The organism is Micrococcus sp. KBS0714 (assembly GCF_002008305.4).
Taxonomy (GTDB): Bacteria; Actinomycetota; Actinomycetes; order Actinomycetales; family Micrococcaceae; genus Micrococcus; species Micrococcus luteus.
The window spans coordinates 160,858-180,135 of sequence record NZ_CP042169.1; the positions used below are offsets into that span (position 1 = coordinate 160,858).

Annotated in this window: 16 protein-coding genes and 7 pseudogenes; 13 read left to right on the top strand and 10 right to left on the bottom strand. The window is 66.8% G+C overall.

What is annotated here, in order from left to right; all coding sequences use genetic code 11:
* Positions 1 to 118: 118 nt before the first annotated feature.
* Together B1A86_RS00750 and B1A86_RS00755 are read left to right on the top strand one after the other, a co-directional pair.
* Positions 119 to 562 carry a DUF3151 domain-containing protein gene (locus tag B1A86_RS00750; protein WP_078025967.1) on the top strand — a complete coding sequence of 148 codons (444 nt, stop codon included), beginning with the start codon at positions 119 to 121 and terminating at the stop codon, positions 560 to 562.
* An 8-nt stretch (positions 563 to 570) separates the two neighbouring features.
* Positions 571 to 1,212 (top strand): thymidine kinase, encoded by a 642-nt coding sequence (locus B1A86_RS00755; protein ID WP_010079593.1) that lies wholly within the window; start codon positions 571 to 573, stop codon positions 1,210 to 1,212.
* Between the two features lie 178 nt (positions 1,213 to 1,390).
* Here the strand turns inward: B1A86_RS00755 and B1A86_RS00760 are convergent.
* A pseudogene (locus tag B1A86_RS00760) lies at positions 1,391 to 2,620 on the bottom strand (short-chain fatty acid transporter); the annotation flags it as partial.
* A 97-nt stretch (positions 2,621 to 2,717) separates the two neighbouring features.
* On the opposite strand from B1A86_RS00760, the pseudogene B1A86_RS00765 reads away from it, so the two are divergent.
* Positions 2,718 to 2,923, top strand: a pseudogene (locus B1A86_RS00765) (transposase); the annotation flags it as partial.
* A 63-nt stretch (positions 2,924 to 2,986) separates the two neighbouring features.
* Entirely contained in the window at positions 2,987 to 3,580 is a 594-nt protein-coding gene (locus B1A86_RS00770; RefSeq protein ID WP_246836857.1) for a GNAT family N-acetyltransferase, read from the top strand.
* Positions 3,581 to 4,530: 950 nt separating this feature from the next.
* Here B1A86_RS00770 and B1A86_RS00780 read toward each other — a convergent pair.
* The 3 genes and pseudogenes from B1A86_RS00780 to B1A86_RS00795 all read right to left on the bottom strand — a co-directional run.
* Positions 4,531 to 4,788: pseudogene (locus B1A86_RS00780) on the bottom strand (MerR family DNA-binding protein); the annotation flags it as partial.
* Between the two features lie 8 nt (positions 4,789 to 4,796).
* Positions 4,797 to 5,947, bottom strand: a protein-coding gene (locus tag B1A86_RS00785; RefSeq protein WP_138976835.1) for an IS3 family transposase whose coding sequence is annotated in 2 segments (ribosomal slippage) — positions 4,797 to 5,677 and positions 5,677 to 5,947 — 1,152 coding nt in all. Because the reading frame shifts where the segments join, the coding sequence is not laid out codon by codon here.
* A gap of 93 nt (positions 5,948 to 6,040) precedes the next feature.
* Positions 6,041 to 6,172 (bottom strand): annotated as a pseudogene (locus tag B1A86_RS00795) (MerR family DNA-binding transcriptional regulator); the annotation flags it as partial.
* A gap of 71 nt (positions 6,173 to 6,243) precedes the next feature.
* On the opposite strand from B1A86_RS00795, the gene merA reads away from it, so the two are divergent.
* Positions 6,244 to 7,692: a mercury(II) reductase gene (gene merA / locus B1A86_RS00800; protein ID WP_277244316.1), complete on the top strand. Its 1,449-nt coding sequence runs from the start codon at positions 6,244 to 6,246 to the stop codon at positions 7,690 to 7,692.
* A 271-nt stretch (positions 7,693 to 7,963) separates the two neighbouring features.
* Here merA and B1A86_RS11540 read toward each other — a convergent pair whose 3' ends face one another.
* The 3 genes from B1A86_RS11540 to B1A86_RS00810 all read right to left on the bottom strand — a co-directional run bounded on the left by B1A86_RS11540 (position 7,964) and on the right by B1A86_RS00810 (position 9,456).
* On the bottom strand, positions 7,964 to 8,104 hold the full coding sequence (locus B1A86_RS11540) for a hypothetical protein (RefSeq protein WP_002854087.1): 141 nt from the start codon (positions 8,102 to 8,104) through the stop codon (positions 7,964 to 7,966).
* A gap of 64 nt (positions 8,105 to 8,168) precedes the next feature.
* Positions 8,169 to 9,113, bottom strand: a complete 945-nt coding sequence (locus tag B1A86_RS00805) for a cation diffusion facilitator family transporter (RefSeq protein WP_144886026.1) — start codon at positions 9,111 to 9,113, stop codon at positions 8,169 to 8,171.
* Positions 9,082 to 9,456, bottom strand: coding sequence for a helix-turn-helix transcriptional regulator (locus B1A86_RS00810; protein WP_044659923.1), 375 nt, complete (start codon positions 9,454 to 9,456; stop codon positions 9,082 to 9,084). The genes B1A86_RS00805 and B1A86_RS00810 overlap by 32 nt, the downstream gene beginning before the upstream one ends.
* A gap of 78 nt (positions 9,457 to 9,534) precedes the next feature.
* Here B1A86_RS00810 and B1A86_RS00815 point away from each other — a divergent pair.
* Positions 9,535 to 9,669 (top strand): annotated as a pseudogene (locus B1A86_RS00815) (ArsR family transcriptional regulator); the annotation flags it as partial.
* A 48-nt stretch (positions 9,670 to 9,717) separates the two neighbouring features.
* Here B1A86_RS00815 and B1A86_RS00820 read toward each other — a convergent pair.
* Complete coding sequence (locus tag B1A86_RS00820) at positions 9,718 to 10,038, bottom strand: MerR family transcriptional regulator (RefSeq protein ID WP_078025557.1); 321 nt, start codon at positions 10,036 to 10,038, stop codon at positions 9,718 to 9,720.
* Between the two features lie 155 nt (positions 10,039 to 10,193).
* Between B1A86_RS00820 and B1A86_RS00825 the strand changes: the two genes are divergently transcribed.
* Both B1A86_RS00825 and B1A86_RS00830 read left to right on the top strand, forming a co-directional pair.
* A complete protein-coding gene (locus B1A86_RS00825; RefSeq protein WP_078025558.1) occupies positions 10,194 to 11,177 on the top strand; it encodes an Abi family protein in 984 nt (327 codons plus the stop codon).
* Between the two features lie 491 nt (positions 11,178 to 11,668).
* Positions 11,669 to 12,550: a manganese catalase family protein gene (locus B1A86_RS00830; RefSeq protein WP_036339510.1), complete on the top strand. Its 882-nt coding sequence runs from the start codon at positions 11,669 to 11,671 to the stop codon at positions 12,548 to 12,550.
* A 339-nt stretch (positions 12,551 to 12,889) separates the two neighbouring features.
* Here B1A86_RS00830 and B1A86_RS00835 read toward each other — a convergent pair whose 3' ends face one another.
* Both B1A86_RS00835 and B1A86_RS00840 read right to left on the bottom strand, forming a co-directional pair.
* A complete protein-coding gene (locus B1A86_RS00835) occupies positions 12,890 to 13,459 on the bottom strand; it encodes a TetR/AcrR family transcriptional regulator (RefSeq protein WP_003034566.1) in 570 nt (189 codons plus the stop codon).
* 17 nt (positions 13,460 to 13,476) lie between these two features.
* Positions 13,477 to 14,943 carry an MFS transporter gene (locus tag B1A86_RS00840; RefSeq protein ID WP_168196722.1) on the bottom strand — a complete coding sequence of 489 codons (1,467 nt, stop codon included), beginning with the start codon at positions 14,941 to 14,943 and terminating at the stop codon, positions 13,477 to 13,479.
* Positions 14,944 to 15,294: 351 nt separating this feature from the next.
* On the opposite strand from B1A86_RS00840, the pseudogene B1A86_RS11640 reads away from it, so the two are divergent.
* From B1A86_RS11640 to B1A86_RS11880, 5 genes and pseudogenes are all read left to right on the top strand, one after another.
* A pseudogene (locus tag B1A86_RS11640) lies at positions 15,295 to 15,590 on the top strand (recombinase family protein); the annotation flags it as partial.
* A gap of 117 nt (positions 15,591 to 15,707) precedes the next feature.
* Positions 15,708 to 15,797 carry a hypothetical protein gene (locus B1A86_RS11645; protein ID WP_246836859.1) on the top strand — a complete coding sequence of 30 codons (90 nt, stop codon included), beginning with the start codon at positions 15,708 to 15,710 and terminating at the stop codon, positions 15,795 to 15,797.
* Positions 15,798 to 16,013: 216 nt separating this feature from the next.
* The gene (locus tag B1A86_RS00850; RefSeq protein ID WP_168196723.1) at positions 16,014 to 17,018 is read left to right on the top strand and encodes a ParA family protein; all 1,005 of its coding nucleotides are present in this window, start codon (positions 16,014 to 16,016) and stop codon (positions 17,016 to 17,018) included.
* Between the two features lie 160 nt (positions 17,019 to 17,178).
* Positions 17,179 to 17,760 carry a hypothetical protein gene (locus B1A86_RS00855; protein WP_078025561.1) on the top strand — a complete coding sequence of 194 codons (582 nt, stop codon included), beginning with the start codon at positions 17,179 to 17,181 and terminating at the stop codon, positions 17,758 to 17,760.
* A 43-nt stretch (positions 17,761 to 17,803) separates the two neighbouring features.
* Positions 17,804 to 19,213, top strand: a pseudogene (locus tag B1A86_RS11880) (type IIL restriction-modification enzyme MmeI); the annotation flags it as partial.
* Positions 19,214 to 19,278: the final 65 nt, after the last annotated feature.

A 19,278-nucleotide genomic window follows, 5' to 3' on the forward strand; every position in this document is an offset into this window, starting at 1 on the left:
GACGCTGCGCCTACGGTACCGGACCGTCCTGGACGCGGGGACGGCGATCCGTCCGGCGTCCGGCGCCGTCGATAGACTCGGCCGCGACCGCATCGTCCGCGAGGAGAAGAGGCATCCCATGTCCGAGTCCCTGATCGGCAAGAACCTGATGGAGCCGCCGGCCACGCGCCTGCCGGAGGAGCCGGAGGTGCTGGCCCGGCTCGAGGCAGGTGACCTGCCCGAGGACATCGTGCCGGTGGCGCCCGAGTCCTCCCTGGTGTGGGCGCTCATGGCGGAGGACGCGTGGGCCGAGGGCCGGACCGTGGACTCCTATGCGTACGCCCGCGTCGGCTACCACCGGGGTCTGGACGCGCTGCGCCGGGCGGGGTGGCGCGGCGCCGGCCCGGTGCCGTACGCCCACGAGCCCAACCGCGGCTTCCTGCGCGCCCTGTACGCGCTGGGCCGCGCGGCCGCCGGGATCGGGGAGTCCGAGGAGGTCGAGCGCATCCGCACCTTCCTGCGGGACTCGGACCCCACGGCCGCAGAGCAGATCGAGGCCGGCCAGGGCCGCGCCCGGGGCTGAGCGGGGCCGTGGCCAAGCTCTACTTCCGCTACGGGGCCATGAACTCCGGCAAGTCCACGGGCCTGCTGCAGGCCGCCTTCAACTACGAGGAGCGCGGCCAGCGGGTGCTGCTGGCCAAGCCGGAGGTGGACGTGAAGGGGGAGGGCGACGTCGTCTCCCGCCTCGGTGTGACCCGCGCCGTGGACTTCCTCGTCCCGGCGGGCGCGGACGTGCGGGAGCTGTTCCGCCGGCACGCCACCGGTGACGACCCGGACGCCCTCGTGGGGCACGTGGAGGCCCCGCCCGTGGCGTGTCTGCTCGTGGACGAGGCACAGTTCCTCGAGCCGGCGCAGGTGGACGACCTGCTACGCATCGCCGTGCTCGACGGCGTCCCCGTGATCGCCTACGGACTGCGCACCGACTTCCGCACCCGCTCCTTCCCGGGCTCCGCGCGGCTGCTGGAGCTGGCGCACTCCCTCGAGGAGCTGAAGACCATCTGCCGGTGCGGCCGGAAGGCGGTGTTCAACACGCGCAAGGTCGTTGACCCGGCCACGGGCGCCGAGCACTTCGTGTTCGAGGGGGACCAGGTGGCGATCGACGGTGTCCAGGTGACCTACGAGTCCCTGTGCGGCACGTGCTACCTGGCGGAGTCCGGCGGTGCCCTGGGCTGAGGCGGCCATTGCCAGGCAACTGCCAGGCTGCGTGACGGCTGCGCCCATGCTCGGTTCGTACGGTGGAACCACTTCATCGAGGTGCGAGTGATGAAGGTGCGAGTGATGACAGGCGAAGGGCCCCGGTGATCCCGGGGCCCTTCGTCTGTCCTGCCACGTCCGGCATCGGCCGATCGGGTCAGAGCGAGACGAGCAGGAGCGTGCCGCCGAAGACGAGCCCCGACGCGAGCAGCACGACCGTGGTGTACCCCAGGATGTCGCGCATCTTCAGCCCGGCGATCGCCAGAAGGGGGATTGCCCAGAACGGCTGGATCATGTTGGTCCACTGGTCGCCGTAGGAGACGGCCATGATGGTGATGGCCGGGTCCACGCCGAGCGCGTCGCCGGCCTGGAGCATGATCGGGCCCTGCACGGCGAACTGTCCGCCGCCGGAGGGGACGAAGAAGTTCACGAGGCCCGCGGCCAGAAATGCCAGCAGGCCGAACGTCACCGGGTTCGAGATCGCCACGAAGGCGTCCGAGAGCACCGCCACCAGGCCGGTGGTCGTCATCATGCCGAGGATGCCCGCGTAGAGGGGGAACTGCAGCAGGATCTCGCCCACGTTGGACGCGGCCGACTGGGTGAGGCCGATCAGCTCGTGCGGGCTGCGCACCAGCAGCAGGATCAGCGCGAGGAAGGACCAGTTGACGATGTCCAGGGTGAGGGTGCCGCCGCCGACGAAGTGCATCACCAGATAGACCACGAGCATGGCGCCCACGAGGAGCGTGGGGACACGGGAGGCGTCGAGGCGGTCCGCCGGCGTCTCGATCTCCGGTGCGGGCACGGCGTCCTGGTCCCGCGCGTCGATCTCCAGCTCCACGATCCGGTCCCCGGCGCGCGGGGCGACGAGGAACAGGGCCAGGGCCACGACGAGCACGGTCACCACGGCGGCGGTGATGTTCCACCAGGAGAAGGTGGTCTCCGAGACCGGGACCGTCCGGCCGTCCAGGCTCTCCGTGAGGAACGAACCGGGGGTGGCGGCCGTCAGCGGGCCGGAGCCCGAGTACCCCATGTGCCACACCACGAACCCGGAGAACCCGGCGGCCACCAGCATCGGGAAGTGCAGGACCAGCCCGCGCTCACGGGCCTGCGCCGCGACCTCCTTGGCCAGCAGCGCACCGACCACCAGGCCCAGGCCCCACGTGATGAGGGAGGCCGCCGCCGCCACCACGAACACGAAGATGTAGGCGGCCAGGGGCGTGCGGGGAATGCTGGCGAGCCTGGCGAGCAGACGGCGCACCGGGCCGGTGTTCGCCAGGATGTGTCCGAGCATGAGCACGAGCGCCATCTGCGTGATGAACGCCAGCAGTCCGGACAGACCGTCACCCCAGCCCACGACGACGTCGGCCGGCCCGGCCGGAGTGAGCAGCGAGGACCTCCTCTGTTGTGAGGCGGGCCTCGGCGCTGGAGATGGCCTAGGGCGTGTCTGAGAATGGCTCCAGGGACCCGCTGAGATCCGGGGAGCCATGTCCCGGTTGCACGTCGTCTCCGATGCCCGATCGGAGCTGATCGCCCCGCTGCTCCAGACCGCACGGGCCGGCAGGGTCGACCCTTCTCGAATGTCCACACGATGGTCGAAGCGATCATCTGCCGGTGCAGGTGCGGGACTCCGTGGCGGGATCTGCCCGAGGTCAACGGGCCCTGGCAGACCGCGTGGACCTGGCATCGACGCAGGGTGTGGGCACTGGTCTGTCCGGGGGCTGACTCGAGGACTCTTGTTCGTACCCTGTCTGTCATGGCCACCCCTCTCCTGGAGCTCGCCGCGAGTCGAGGCGTCTGCTTCCCGCTGCGAGCCCGCCGGCTGACCCTCACTCCGTTCCGGGGTCTCGATGCGCCCGCCGTGTGGAGCTTCTGCCGTCTCGAGCAGGTGTGGTCGTGGACCTCCGGCCGCCCGGAGAGTGAGAACGCGCTGCGCGAGTCCTACCTCGGGGCGGGGGACCGCCTCACCGTGCGGGCCGGAGACGTCATCGTCGGTGTCGGGAAGGTCGCGGTGCAGGACGCGTGGAGTCAGGACGGCCCGCAGGAGGAAGCCCGGGACGCCCAGGCCGAGCTCGGCTGGACGATCGATCCGCGCCAGGCCGGGCAGGGCTATGGCACCGAGCTTGCGCGAGCCCTGCTGGGCTTCGCGTTCGACGATCTGGGTGTGCGACGCGTGGAGGCTCATGCCTTCGCGGACAACGCTCCGAGTCTGCGCATCATGGAGAAGGTGGGGATGCGTCACGAGGGCACGTTCAAGGAGGAGTCTCTGCATCTCACGCGCGGCTGGGTGGATGGCGCCACCTACGCGATGCTCGCCTCGGAGTTCCATTCGCCCCTTACGCAGGAGTGATCCCGGCGGCCACGACCGCATGATCTGCCGCTCCGCCTCCGAGGGCCGTGTGCCAGCAGGGGGCTGTGAGCGGGGTGGGGAATGAGCGTGAGTGGCGGTGGCGCATCGGTGTGGCGTCTCCCCTGGTGGGTTCGGCTGGTGTGTTCGCGGGGCTGCGGCAGGATCTGGGACTGGGGTGGGGTTTGACGCTGGTGGCCGTCACGGCCCTCGGGGCGATGCTCGCCTTGCGAGGGGTGCATCACCGGGTCGAGGCGGAGCAGGCTCGCCGCAACGTGTTTGACGCCGGAGCCGGCTCCACCGCGTGGGTGATGCTGCTGATGGGGGCCGCGGTCATTCCGGGGCTGGTGCTGAACGCGATCGACGACGCCGGCGTCCGGGCGGTCGTGGCCGGTCTGCTCGGCGCGGTTGTCGAGATGCAGCGAAGAGTTCACACGACGCGCGGTGAACTCTTCGCATATCAGGCGGGATCCGGTCGGCGTGAAAACTGGGTGTCCAGGTGGGCGCCCCCGCGGGCCCCAGGGATCGCCAGAAACGTAGGGGCGGTTGCCGCTCTGGCGGGTTGGTTGTGGCGAGTCATGTGGCGGGCGGACAGGGCCGGAGGTAGCGCACACGACGCATGGCGGGACCCCTCGCCACAAACGACCGATAAAGGCAGTGGCCCATCGCCGTCCTTAGCGGGGGCGCGTCTCTCGGTGTGGCTTGCGCCGCTATATGGCGGGGTTCTGTCGGAGCTCAGTGGCGGCCTCCAAGCACGCGGGCAAGAGGGCGCTGCGAGTGAGGCTCACGTTCCGCAAGCCGATCCTTCACCGGGACAGCGGCCGACGGCAGGCCGGAGGAATAGGCGTCGCGATAGGGTGCACCCCGCGCAACAGAACCGTTGCGAAAGGTCTAACACCCCAACGCAACAGAGTGGGCCGCCATGCGCTGCCACGGGCCCGTGAACTTCGGTGTCACAGGTAGCGGCAGACATCCTCGGGGGAGCACGTGGCCGGGTCGCCGGCGGCGGCGTCCTCGCGCAGGTCGGCGATCGTGGTGCGTAGCTGCGCGAGCTCGGCGAGTTGCCGGTCGATCACATCAAGGCGGGTGTCGAGCAGGTCGGTGACGTGCCGGCAGGGGGCCTGCCCCCGGTCGCGGATGTCCAGCACCTGACCGATCTGGGCCAGGGTCAGCCCGACCGCTTGCCCCCGGCGGATGAAGTCCAGCTGAGCCGCCCCCTTCATTCGGTCCGGACGTTCTGTGAGTCGTCGGTTTCCATTTGATGGGTGCACTGCCGAGCGTACTCGGCTGGGGTTAGGTAGCCGAGCGAGGAGTGCCGGCGGTGGTGGTTGTACTCGTCCTTCCAGTCGCCGATGATGACCTGTGCGTGCAGCAGCGAGTAGAAGCTGTTGATGTTGAGGCACTCGTCGCGGATCCGGCTGTTGAACGACTCGACGTACCCGTTGCGCCACGGCGAGCCCGGAGGGATGTAGGACAGGCCGGTGCGGGTGCCGGCCCAGTCGGCCATCGCCTCGCTGATGAACTCCGGCCCGTTGTCCGACCTGAGCACCGCCGGGGCGCCCCGGGCGGCGACGAGGTCCTCGAGGTGGGCGGTGAGTCGGTCGGCGGTAATCGAGCGCTCCACGAGGCCGCCGATGCACTCCCGGGTGTGTTCGTCGACGATCGAGCAGATCTTGATCGGCCGTCCGTGCTCGTCGGCGTCGAACTGGAAGTCCACCGCCCACACCACGTTCGGCGCGTCCGCCGTCGGCGCGTCGACGGTCGAGGACCCGACGCGCTTGCGTCGACGCCGCTGCGGGACCCGGAGCCCTTCGTCACGCCACAGGCGTTGGATCTTCTTGTGGTTCACCACCCACCCCTCGGCGCGGGCGTCGTGATACGCCCGCCGATACCCGTAGCGGGGATGGTCCTTCGCCCAGGCGCGCAGCCACTCCCTGAGCGCCCGATCCGGGTCCGCGACCGTGTCGCCCTTGAGCGGTCGCCGGTACGCGGAGCGGCTCAGCCCGACCAGACGGCACGCCATCCGTTCGCTCACCCGCAACTTGCCCTTGAGGTGATCGACGGCGACGCGGCGCCTGTCCGGGCTTAGAAGTTTCCCTCAGCCAGCTCCTTGAGCGCGGCCTTCTCCAGCTCCGCTTCCGCGAGCAGACGCTTCAGGGTCGCGTTCTGCTTCTCCAGCTCCTTCAGGCGCTTTGCGTCGTCGGCCTTGAGGCCGCCGTACTGGTTCCGCCACCGGTAGTACGTCTGCTCGGACACCCCGAGCTCCCGGCACACCGCCGCGACGTCCTGACCATCGGCGAGCATCCTGTCGGCCTGCCCGAGCTTACGGACGACCTGCTCGGGGGTGTGACGCTTCCTGCTGTTCGTCATGATCTGACCAGTCTCCCTGCCCGCGACCGCGGGCAACAGGACGACTCTCATAACGACTGGACCTACGAAACGGGGTCAGCCCACAGCCGGGCCGAGCACCTCGGCGCCGTAGTCCCGGTAGCCCGCCGGGGTGCGGTCCGCGGCGGGTAGCAGCCCGACCTCCTCGTAGTACCGCAGGGTCTTGCTCGTCGTGCCCGACGCCCGAGCCACCTCACCGATCCGCATGCCACTCATTCTCCCCCTTGACCTTCCAGTGCACTGGAAGGTCGATCCTGAGGGCGATGAAGGAGGAGTTCATGACGGCAACGGCTAACAGCAGGTCGTATGACCTGGCAATGATCGGGTCCGGTGGGGCGGCGTTCGCGGCCGCGATCCGCGCCACCAACCTCGGCAGACGGGTGGTGATGATCGAGCGTGGCACCGTCGGCGGTACCTGCGTGAACACCGGGTGCGTGCCCTCCAAGGCCTTGCTCGCGACCGCCGAGGCCCGCCACGTCACACTCGACGCCTCCCGGTTCCCCGGCCTGCCGTTCCCCGAAGTCCGGCCGGTCGACATGCCCGCCTTGATCGCCGGCAAGGATCGGCTCGTCGGGTCACTGCGTGGCGAGAAGTACCTGGACCTGGCCACCGAGTACGGATGGGATCTCCACCCCGGGGACGCCACGTTCGTCGGCACACCCAGCGAGCCGGCACTGCGCGTCACCGGCCCTGACGGCACGGTGGAGACGGTCCGGGCCGCGCACTACCTCATCGCCACCGGCTCCAGGCCCTGGGCGCCGCCGGTCCCCGGCCTGCAGGAGGCCGGTTACCTGACCTCGACCACCGCGATGGAACTGGACCACGTCCCGGAGTCGCTGCTGGTCATCGGCGGCGGCTACGTCGCGATGGAGCAGGCCCAGCTCTTCGCTCGGCTCGGCGTCCGGGTCACCATGCTGGTCCGCTCACGGCTGGCGTCCCAGGAAGAACCCGAGGCGTCCACCGCCCTGGATGAGATCTTCACGGACGAAGGCATCCAGATCATCCGCGGCGCGGTGCCCAGCGCGGTCCGCCGCGACCCGGCCACCGGCGAGGTCACGGTCACTGCCACCACCACTGACGGCTCACAGGAACTCCGGGCGGCCGAGGTACTCGTCGCCACCGGGCGCCGCCCGGTCACCGCCACGCTCGGTCTCGACACCGTCGACGTGCGCACCGGCGACCACGGCGAGGTGGTTGTCGACAGCCATCTGCGCAGCACCAACCCGCGCGTCTGGGCTGCCGGTGACGTCACCGCCCACCGTCAGTTCGTGTACGTCGCCGCGGCCCACGGCGCCCTCGTCGCCGACAACGCCCTCACCGGCGCCGGCCTCGAGGTCGACTACCGCCACCTGCCCCGGGTCGTGTTCACCAGCCCCGCCCTGGCCGCCGTCGGGATGACCGAACGGCAGGCCTCCGCTGCCGGGATCCGCTACGACAGCCGTGTCCTGTCACTCGCGCACGTCCCACGCGCGATCGTCAACCGCGACACCCGCGGGTTCATCAAGATGGTCACCGACGCCGACACCGGCCGCATCATCGGCATTACCGCCCTGGCCCAGGACGCCGGCGACCTCGCCGCCGCCGGGGTCTACATGCTCGAGGCCGGCATGACCACCAGCCAGGTCGCCAACCTCTGGAGCCCCTACCTGACCATGGCCGAAGGCCTCAAGCTCACCGCGCAGGCCTTCACCACCGACATCGCCAAGCTCTCCTGCTGCGCGGCGTGAACCTGCCCCGCACACAGGGACACCGATAGGGGACCGCCTCGCCCCGGGGCGCGAGACAAGAAAATGGGCGCCGATCAGCCCTACTTACTGGCACCCCTGCGTATCGGACCTGCAACCACCGGGGAGTTCAGTCGATGCAAGAACTCCCGTCCCAGGCCTATATCTGGACGTCTTCACGACCTCTACGTGCTCGACCCGACGAGGACAGCACTGGACGACGCGATGACCGCCTTGCGGCGCCGCCATGAGGCCGCGGTCCGTTTGGGCCGCGTCACCGCACCACCATGACCACGATCGTCACCACGTAAGCCGCGGCGACCAGACCGATCCCCAGCAGGGTGAGCACCACCCCGCGCCGGGCCGGCCGCTGGCCCTCGTCCGGCCCGGGGCCCTTGCCGTGCTTCGCGGTCATCGCGCGCTCCTAAGACGTTGCTCAAGCATGTGCGGCTCTCGCGAGCGGGCTTCCGTGCCGAGTGCTACCAGCTCAGGTCGTGACAGCCGTCGCTGCCGGCGCCCTCCACCTGCAAGGTGGCATGGGCGATACCGTAACGGTCGCGCAGCACCCGGCGCGCGCCGGCAAGCACGGCGCCGTGGTCCGCGCCCTGGTCAGCGACCAGGTGGGCCGTGGCCACGTTCATCCCCGACGTCAGGGTCCACAGGTGCAGGTCGTGGACCTCCTCCACCCCCTCGACCGCGTCCAGGTCACCGGCGACGTCCTCCGGGTCCACCCCTTCCGGGGCGTGCTGGCCCAGCACCGCGATCACCTGCCTGCCCAGAACCACCGCCCGGATGATGACGAAGACCGCGATGAGCGCCGCGACCACGACGTCCCAGATCGGCTGGCCGGTGAGGATGATCAGCACGCCGGCGACCATGACACCCACCGACCCGGCGGCGTCGGCGATCACCTCGTAGTAGGCGCCCTTGACGTTCAGGCTGTCCTTGGCCCCGCTGCGCAGCAGCAGCATGGAGATGATGTTGATCACCAGGCCGGCGAAGCCGACCGCGAGCATGGCGCCGGAGGCCACCTCCGGCGCGTCGCCCAGCCGGCTGATGGCCTCGACCACCACGTACACCCCGACCGCGAGCATCGCCAGCACCGCCAACGCCGAGGCGAACACCTCGGCCCGGTAGGAGCCATAGGTGCGTCGCCCTGTGGAGTCCGGCCGGCTCGCGATGCGCGTCGCCAGCAGCGCCGCACCCAGCACCACCACATCGGCAGCCATGTGCCCGGCATCCGACAGCAGCGCCAACGACCCCGACACCAGCCCCGCGACCAGCTCGATCAGGAAGAAGCCCGCCGTCAGGGCGAACGCCCCCGCCAGCCGCCGACGGTAGCGGCCACCGGCATGCCCGGTCGCCGGGGCATGGCTGTGTCCCGCCCCCCCATCAGCCCTGCCCCTCGTGGCGGGCGTGCTCACGGGAGACGTCCAGCAGCATCCGCACATGCCCGTCAGCGAGGCGGTAGTACACCATCCGCCCCTCCCGGCGGTTCTCGACCACCCCAGCGGTACGCAGCACCCGCAGCACCTGGGACACCGACGCCTCCGCGACATCGACCGACGCCGCCAGGTCACACACGCACAGCTCGCCGGCCTCCAGCAACGCATACAGCGCCCGGGCACGGCGCGGGTCCCCCAGGAGCTTGAACAGCCCGGCCAACCTGCCGGCCTCGCGCTCGTCGGGGATCCTCTCCCGGGTCAGCGCCACCTTCTCCGGATGGACGGCGGTGACCTGACACGAATCCAACGGCGTCACACTCATGCCACGACCATACACCTATGCAGATATCAGCAGCGGGGGCCACACACGAGAGGTCAGCAGGTTCTGTATGGTCAGCGCATGCTGACTATTGCTTCGCGGCTGGACGTGATGAACCGGCTGGGCCGGGCGATGGCCGACCCGACCCGCTCCCGCATCCTCATGACACTCCTCGAGGGCCCGAGCTACCCGGCGGTACTCGCCCGCGACCTAGGGCGTGTCTGAGAATGGATCCAGGGCCTTAGCCAAACCCTCGAAGCATTATCAGACACGCCCTAGGGCCAGGTAGTGCTGGAGATCGGCGATGGGCATTCCTGCCGTGCGCATGCGGGTGATGAAGACCAGGCGGCGGATGGCCGGCGAGTCATAGCGGCGGTGCCCGGCATCGTCTCGGGGGACGCTCACCATGCCGATGCGTTCGTAGTAGCGCAGCGTGTGGGCGGTGACGTTGAGGTGAGTGGCGGCCTCCGAGATGTCCCACCAGGTCGTCGGATCATCCCGAACGAGATCTTCCAATGCTTCCAGCGAGACGCCACCGGGAGGGTCCGTAGCCAGGCGCAGGGCTTGCTCCAGCTCTGGGTTCATGTCCGCGACGCTAGGGCTTCGCGTGCGCTCGAACGCAACACGTGCCCGGGTAGCACATCTAGGACCCAGGCTCTTGCCCGTGCTAGAGTCTCAAGCATCATGATCAGCCCGTTGCCGCAAGGCGCGGGCTGATTTTCTTTGTGTGGGAGAGACGCGTGGAGTACACGAAGAAGTGGTTGCCTCTCGAGGCGCAGGTAGAGCGGCTAGTCCAGCGCGGTCTGGAGGTCGATGACCTGACGCGGGCTCTCCGACTGCTCGAGTCCGTGGGCTACTACCGAGTAACCGGCTACCTGTACCCGTTCCTGGAGTCCGAGAAGCAGGTCGATGACCAAGGGCACACCAAGATCCGGGTGCTGAATAGGTACCAACCGGGCACAGCCCTGCATCATGCCGAGGAGATCATCGACTTCGATCGGCAACTGCGCATGCTGGTCATGGAGGGTGTGGAGCGCATCGAGGTAGCAGTGCGTATGCGCATCGGCTACGTGTTGGGGCGGACCTCACCGTTCGCGCACGAGAACCCCACCTGCTTCGACGACTCGTTCACGCGGGCGAACACTGACAGTCGTGACCCACGCCCCAGCAAGCAGGTGTTGTGGCTGGAGCGGGTCAAGCAACGCCGGGACGGCTCGGACGAACAGTTCGTCGCCCACTTCCGGCAGAAGTACGACGACCACATGCCGGTCTGGGCGTTGACCGAGCTGCTGGAGCTGGGACACCTGTCGAACCTCTACCAGGGCATGCTTCAGAAGGATGCCGAGGAAGTCGCCACGGCCTTTGGGATCCCCCAGAAGAAGATGATGGGCAGTTGGCTGGCCAGCTTGAACTACGTGCGCAACGTGGCCGCGCATCATGCTCGGCTCTTCAACCGCAAGCTCCAGAACGCCCCGTCCCGGCCGGCGGCAGGCATGGTGCCCCTCCTCGACCATCTGCGGGAACCCGCCGCCCCCAAAGGGGACTTCGGCACCTACAACGCCTTGGCGATCATCGCCTACATGCTGCGGCCCATCGAGGCGGAGCGGTCCTGGGCGCCGCGCCTGGCCGAGCTGTTCCGCACCTTCCCCACATCGCATGCCCTCTCAGTCCAATCGATGGGTGTTCCGGAAGACTGGCACACGCTTGACCTGTGGCGGGGGTGAACTTCGGACGCGAGCTGAGGCCTTGGTAGCGGGTCGCAGTCGGTGGCGTGCATCGCTTCCTAATCTCCTCCGGCGGCCCGGGAGCGGGCCCATCCGGTTACGGGACAGGCCGACCCGGCGCCCTGAGAGGCTGTCTCGGATTTCGTGAAGGATGAGGGCAGTGATGAACTGTTCGGCTGTCAAGCTGGGTATGGGTGGGCCACCACCACGACCTGTTGGCGAGGGTTGTGGCGAGGATCAGGTCTGCCACAAACGACCGTTTAAGCCGTGTGCCTCTGAGAGTCACCTACCCGCCGCATCCGCAGGCGAAGGACGGCGAAAGCGCTCATCCCCCAGAGTGGGGCTGGCATCCATGGCGCAGGTGGCGACCGATGCAGTTCCGGCGTGGGTCAGCACTACACGGGTCGGTCAGACCCGCGTAGCGTCGAAGCTGTCCGGCGCGGCGGCCCCTCGGGCCTTCACGCATCCGACTTGATCGAGGGGAGTCCTCCTTGTACATCCACAAGCAGAAGCTTCAACACGTCTCCAGCCCCGAGAAGCCTGACGCGGTCTACGCCCGCAAGCTGCAGGAGGTGATCGGCGGGCAGTACGGCGAGATCACCGTGGCCATGCAGTACAGCTTCCAGGCATGGAACGCCCACATTCCGGGCAAGTACCGGGACCTGCTCTTCAGCACGGCGGCCGAGGAGTTCGGCCACGTCGAGATGCTGGCAACGATGGTGGCCCAGCTGCTGGAGAAGGCCCCGGTGGGGATCACCACCGATGCCATCCAGGATGACCCGGCCGTGGCCGCCGTCATCGGGGGCACCGATCTGCAGCAGGCCATCGTGGCCGGTGCCGGTGCTCGCCCCGTGGACAGCATGGGGAATCCGTGGACCGGAGCGTATGTCACGGCCAGCGGCAACCTGCTGGCCGACATGACCGCCAACCTCAACGCGGAGATGCAGGGGCGGACCCAGGTGGCCCGGCTCTACCACATGACCGATGACCCGGGCATCCGGGAGCTGCTCTCCTTCTTGCTGGCCCGGGACACGATGCACCAGAACCAGTGGGCGGCGGCTGTGAAGGAGCTGCAGGAGGACGGCCTGGAGGAGATGCCGGTGCCGAGCAACTTCCCGCAGAAGAAGGAGGCCACGGAGCACTCGTACACGCACTATGAGTTCTCTGACGGTCAGGCCACTGCGGAGGGTTCGTGGGCTGCAGGCCCCACCCCGGACGGCAAGGGCGAGTTCTCCTACTCGTCCGAGCCGCCGGCGGGGGTCCCCATGCCCCCGCCCACCCACCCGGACTCCCGTTTCTACGGGACCACGGAGGTGCCCAACCGCGTCGAGAAGCTGGCGGGCACGGTGCAGGACAAGCTGCACCGCGAGTGACCCGACCTTCCCGATGAGGCAGTGCACGGGCCCGTCTGCTCCGGCAGGCGGGCCCGTGTCGTCTGTCCATGTAAGAGGCCGCATCTCCCTGGCATGGATTGTGACGAGACTGCGTCTCACCACTCTTGAGGGGCTGCGGGCGCTTCGGACAGGGCTGCGGGGCGCGCGGGGTGCCCTTGACCCACGTCCACGCGGGTATACCCACTAGGCGCATGTGTCAGAGCTAGTTGGGTGCTGCTGGACAGAGGTGCCAGGGTGCGATCTTGCTTGACAGGGTTGCCCATCATCGCGCTCGACGGATTCGTCGATCCGGCCTTCTCCAACCGCGCGCTGGCTCGCTTACCCGTTGGGCTTGGCCTCGGATTCATGGACGTCATTCTGGAGTAGCGCGATGATCTGCTTTGCGGTTTCACTCCGGTGGTCCTGTGAGATGGGCCTGCTTCCGATCAGGTCGTTGACCCAGAGCCCGTCAGCAGCGAGCAGGGCGAGCGAGGTCATCTGGTCGCGCTCAGCTTCGTCGCGTTCGCTACGTCCGGTCCATCGGTCGATGAGGTCTTCCCAGATCGCCATGTGCTGGGTGTGCTGGCTGTCGAGAATCATCTGGAACTCGGCGCGGGAGGCGGCTGTCGAACAAGTGAGTATGTAGGCGGTCAGGCGCTCCATCGACGTTGCCTCAGCGGTCGGCTTTCCACAGGCGATCTCTAACTGCCGCTCCCAGCGATCAGCGAGTCTCTGGTGGATCGCAGCGATCAAGTCGTCTCGTGATGGGAAGTGGTAGATGATCCCGGCCCTGGTGATCCCCGCAGCGGCCGCGACAGAGTCAAACGTGACTGCTGTGATCCCGTCTTCCTCGATCACTTGGATCGCGGCGTCGAGGATCATGGTCTTCTTGCTCTCACGCACCATCATGCGCCCCTCCGATTGGTTCAGTGGTTTTCGGCGTACTCCATTGCCTCGCTGCCGCGCCCGTAAGCGCGGAGCAGCCGATTGGTCAGAGCGGCTCCACTAGCCAGCATGACAGCGAGGACGATCATCGTGACCAAATAGGCCGTGTCGTAGGCGGAGGTGGCGGCTGCGATCACGTCGAGATCTCCGTCGGCGATCCCGAGGGCATCGGCAATGCTCTCCCCCGCTGCGGCGGGAGTGCCATCCGGGAGTCGGACGACTGTGGCGTAGACGAAGGTCAGGAGGCTCCCGAGGAGTGCTACAGCCGAGAGGGAGCCCATCTCGTAGGAGACTTCTTCGATCGAGGCCGCCATGCCGGCCTTTCGCGGAGGCGCGTTGCCCATAATGGCGGCGGAAGCGACGGCGAAGGTGCCGCCCAGGCCGAAGCCGGTCACGATGAAGCTGACGACCAGCAGGGGTAGTGATCCGTTCGCAGAGGCCAGCACGGCGAGAGCTAGTCCTAGGGCGGCGATGGCGAGGCTGCCGGAGATAATGATCCGCAGGCCCACGATATGCAGGATCGCGGCCCCTAGGACACCTGAGGGCAGGGCGCCAAGCGCGCTGGCTGCGACTAGAAGGCCTGCTTGCAGGGGGGTGAAGCCCTCGACGAGCTGGAAGCGCTGTGTGGTCGCGAGCTGGGCGCCAGCGATGGTGAACATCGCGAAGAAGGCTGCCAGAGAGCCGCCAGCGAAGGCGCGGTTGCGGAAGATGGAGAACTCGATGAGTGGTTCTTCCAATCGGCCCTGGCGTCGCACGAAGAGGACGAACCCGATGACTGCTGACGCCAGCGCCCCTGCGATCAGAACCCAGTTCTGTGGAATATGGGCCAGTTCCTTGATGACGAGCACGGTGCCCACCAGCCCGACCATCGCATAGAGGGATGAGACGAGATCCCACTTCTTCGACGGATCGGGATCGTTGTGCGGCGCGATGATTGCGGTCGCCACAAGTGCGATGACAACAACGGGGACATTGATGAGGAAAACAGATCCCCACCAGAACCGTTCGAGAAGGGCGCCGCCGAGAATGGGTCCGAGCGCTGCCCCCGCGATCGACAGGCTCCCCCAGATGGCGATGGCAATGTTGCGCTCACGAGGATCGTTGAACGCGAGGCGGATCAGAGCAAGCGTGGCGGGCATCATCGCTGCGGCCCCCACAGCGAGGAGTGCCCTGGCGCCGATCAGGAAGGCAGGGTTGGGCGAGAGTGCCGCTGCCAGTGATGCGGCACCGAAGATCCACAGGCCGACGACGAACATTCGGCGGTGGCCGATGCGATCGCCCAGTGTGCCTGCTCCCAAGAGGAGGCCAGCCATGACCAAGGGGTAGGCGTTGATGATCCACAGTGTCGAGGATCCGGACGCGCCGAGGTCTGCGGTCAACGTAGGCAAGGCGGTGTAGAGGATCGAATTGTCGAGGGTGATGAGTAGCAGGCCGGCACCCACGGTCATGAGCAGCCACCACCGCCGCGGCGATGATCCAACGTCGTTCACTGTTGTACCCCTGTCCTCTGCCTGTAGTCGCATCAACGAAACTATACTAACAGGTTAGTTAAGTAAACGTCAGCGCTCCGACAGTGGGATGCCCCACGATCCAGCGGGGTGGCCATTGCCCCATCCCGGCGTCAAGCCGGGTATACCCCTTTACACACCCGGCCCGGCCACGAGAGCATCACGTCAGAGACGGTCCCAAACCGGGCCGTTGGACACAATCGTCGGAGGGTCTTAGACGTGGTTGGACAGACTGTGGCCTACGTGCGGGTCAGCTCGGCGGAGCAGAACCTGGACCGTCAGCTCGAGGCGGTGGGGGAGTGCGACCGGATCTTCGAAGACAAGATCTCCGGCAGCTCCCGAGCCAAGCGCACCGGGCTGGCGGAGCTGATGACGTACGTCCGGGCGGGGGGGACCTGGTGAAGGTCGCCTCGATGGACCGGCTGGGAAGAGACACCCGGGACCTGTACGCGATCGTGGACGAGCTCACGGACAAGGGGTGCGCGGTGCAGTTCGTGTCCGAGCGGATCACCGTGGACAAGTCCGGCACCTCCCCGGTCGATGGGCTGATGCTGGGGATCCTGGCGGCGTTCGCGGAGTTCGAGCGCCGGCGGATCAAGGAGCGCCAGGCCGAAGGCATCGCCTTGGCCAAGGCGAGGGGCAAGTATGTGCAGGCCCCGAAGCTCTCGGACACCGACGTGGAGCAGGCGCGCGTGATGATCGAGATGGGGATCCCGAAGGCTGAGGTGGCACGCACGTTCGAGGTCAGCCGGCAGACGCTGTACACCTCGCTGCGCCGCGTGGTGTCGAGTTGACCTGGGCGAGTGACGCGCAGAGCCGCTGGTACTGGCCTCGCAATCGAACGGATCTGATCCCAGGGCAAGGGCTTGGTCTGCACGCGCGAAGCCTCTCGATGGTGACCGCGCCATCATCCCTCGGGAGGGGTGGTGCCCGGTCGATTGATCGGGTGGCCCCGCAAGCCGACCCTGCTGGAACTGTTGTTTGGCCTTGCCATGTGGGAGCATGCAGTTATGCAGATTATTTCGTTCTTTAACCACAAGGGTGGGGTAGGCAAGACCACCATGCTCTTCAATGCGGCAGTCGAGATGGGCCGTCTCGGCAAGCGCATCCTTATGGTCGACTTTGACGCGCAGGCCAACCTCACCGCTATTTCGATTGACGATGACATGTTGAGCATGATCTATGCCCCCGATGAGGATGGCAAGACCGTTGCTCACGCGTTTGCTCCGCTGGTAGGTGGCTCCGGAGACGTGTTCGCGCCCGAGGCAATCGAGGTGCGCGAGGGGAAGGTATGGCTCGCCGCAGGCGATCTTCGTCTATCTGAGTTCGACGCAATTCTTCCCTCCGCATGGACTGAAGCCCTCGCGGGTAATGAGCGCGGGTTCCGAGTTACCAGTGCGCCTTACCGACTGATCTGCGAGATTGCTGAGGAGATTAAAGCGGACTACGTGTTCGTAGATCTAGGGCCGAACGTTGGGGCCCTGAATCGGGCGGTACTCCTCGGCAGCGACTACATGATTATCCCGATGGCGGCCGACCTCTTCTCGATCCGCGCTCTCCCTAGCGTTGGCAACAGCGTCGATACCTGGGTGCGGCAGTGGAATACGGCTAGGTCCGTGGCTCCGCGACTGAACTTCGATATCCAAAAAGGGCTCCCCAAGGTCCTTGGTTATGTATCCCAGCAGTTCAATATTTACCGGGGTGAAGCAACTCTGGCATTCTCACACTGGATTGATGAAATGCCTGCGCAAATTCAGTCTGGCCTCCTGGAGCCTCTGGCTGTGCACTCCGATGGGAAGGGGGCTACTCTGGCTGATCCTGCACAGTCGAAAGGTCCCGGCGTAGGAGACCTCAAGAACTTCCATAGTCTTGTTCCCCATGCGCAGACTTTGAGAAAAGCAATATTTGAGCTCCGGGCCGACGATGTGGTTCGTGGGGGGCAGGTCACGAGGGCACGCCAAAGCGAGGAGCAGTTCAAGGAACTATGCGCGAATATCATCGCGCGCGCAGTGTAATTCATAAATGGTATTAAAACACGCTCCGGTGGTCAACATCCGGCATGAATCGATGGATTCCCCGCCCATCGATAGATGGGCTGACTGTGCTCCAGTCTCACAACGGCGACTTACCATTGGCTCCTGCGCTACCCGCCGTCGATAAGACCCCATCGCCCCAATGGCGCGACGTACTGCGCATCTCCCCTGGCTCATCCGCGGTTACCTCTATGGTGCGTGCGGGGCTTGTGGGCGGTGCGCGAAGGTCTATGCCTGGCTGGTCCTGGTTTTGCTCACGCTGATGCTACCGGCCCTGCTGATCGGGTTCATGCTCTTTCCAGCCATGCTGGGTTGGAGTCGACGGCCGGTCCTACTGTCGTTGGTGGGTGCTTTAGTTGGGGTATTTCTGCTGATGTTTCCGGTGGCTGGGGCGGCCATGCTCTTCGGGCGTGGTCGGCGGGCCTACATGTCGTCGTCTCGCGATGCTGTGCTGGTGGTTCGCGCCGCGGGTGGCCGCTGGAAGGTGGAGAACTTCTTCGCGGCGCACCCGAAGACGTCGGAGACGGAGTCGTTGTGGGACTTCACGGTGCCCGCGCTGCTCGAGGCCGCGGATCGCGCTGGCGTGCACATTGAAGCAACAGCCATGAACGAGAAGCTGGCGAGGCACTACAAGCGCAAAATTCCTGATCTGCGCAGACTCGGTGTGGTGTGTACGGGGCAGGTGAAGCTGCTCCGGGTACCGCGGCCCCACCCGACCAGCTGAATACAGGGAATGATGGGGCGGTCACCGTCGAAAGGCTCCGTTCATGCAGACCAAGCCCCTGTCCTGGGATCAGATCCGAGCGAACGCGGCCGCGTTCGTGCACGAGTGGGCCGGGGAGTCCTACGAGCGGGGCGAGTCCCAGTCGTTCTGGACGGAGCTGTTCGCGGTCTACGGAATCCGCCGCCGCAAGGTGGCCCAGTACGAGAGCCGGGCGAAGAAGGCCGACGGCGGGGCCGGGTTCATCGACGTGTTCTGGCCCGGCATGCTCATCGCCGAGCAGAAGTCGCTGGGCAAGGACCTGGTCGCCGCCGAGGATCAGGCGCTGACGTACCTGGCGAACGTGCCCGAGGCTGAGCAGCCCCGCTACGTGATCACCTGCGACTTCGAGACGTTCCGTCTGCGTGATCTGGAGGCTCCGGCCGGGGATACGGATGCCGTGGTGGAGTTCCCGTTGGAGCAGCTGCCGGTGGAGGCCGAGCGGTTCGGATTCATCGCCGGCTACCAGAAGCGCACGTTCGGCTCAGCAGAGCAGGCCGCGGCCTCCGTGAAGGCCGCCCAGCTGATGGCCGACCTCTACGTGGAGCTGGAGGGCTCCGGATACGACGAACACGAGGCATCCGTGTTCCTGGTGAGGACCCTGTTCGCCCTCTTCGCCGACGACTCTGGGCTGTGGGAGCGGGACCTGTTCCTGGAGTTCATCCAGACCCGTACTGCCGAGGACGGATCCGACCTTGGCGCGCAGCTGACTGCCTTGTTCCAGGTGCTGAACCGGCCGGTGAACAAGCGCATGGCCGGCACCGACGAGCTGATGCTGCGCTTCCCGTACGTGAACGGGTCCGTGTTCGGGGAGCCGGTGTCGATCCCGTACTTCACCGCCTCGATGCGTCAGAAGCTGATCGCGGCCTGCCACTTCAACTGGGGCGGGATCTCCCCGGCGATCTTCGGGTCCCTGTTCCAGGCGGTGAAGTCCAAGGAAGCCCGCCGGGAGCTGGGGGAGCACTACACGACCGAGGAGAACATCCTCAAGCTCATCGGCCCGCTGTTCCTGGACGAGCTGCGTGCCGAGTTCGTGGCGAACATCCACTCCCGGCCGGGGCTGCGCAAGCTGCACGAGCGACTGGGGCAGATGCGATTCCTAGACCCGGCGTGCGGGTGCGGCAACTTCCTGATCGTGGCCTACCGAGAGCTGCGCGCCCTGGAGCTGCAGATCCTGGTGCGTCTGCAGGAGCTGTCGGGCAAACAGGTGCAGACCTCGCTGGTGATGGACGAGGACGAGAGAGTACGGGTGCGGATGTCGCACTTCAGCGGGATCGAGCTGGAAGAGTGGCCGGCAACCATCGCCCGCACCGCGATGTTCCTGGTGAACCACCAGGCGAACCAGGACATGTCGCTGAAGATCGGCGTGTCCCCGGAGCAGCTGCCGTTGACCGAGTCGGCGCACATCGTGGTCGGCAACGCATTGCGCGGTCAAGTCCCTGGAAGTGGTGTAGCCGTCTTCGAGGTTGTAGGGGGCTTGTA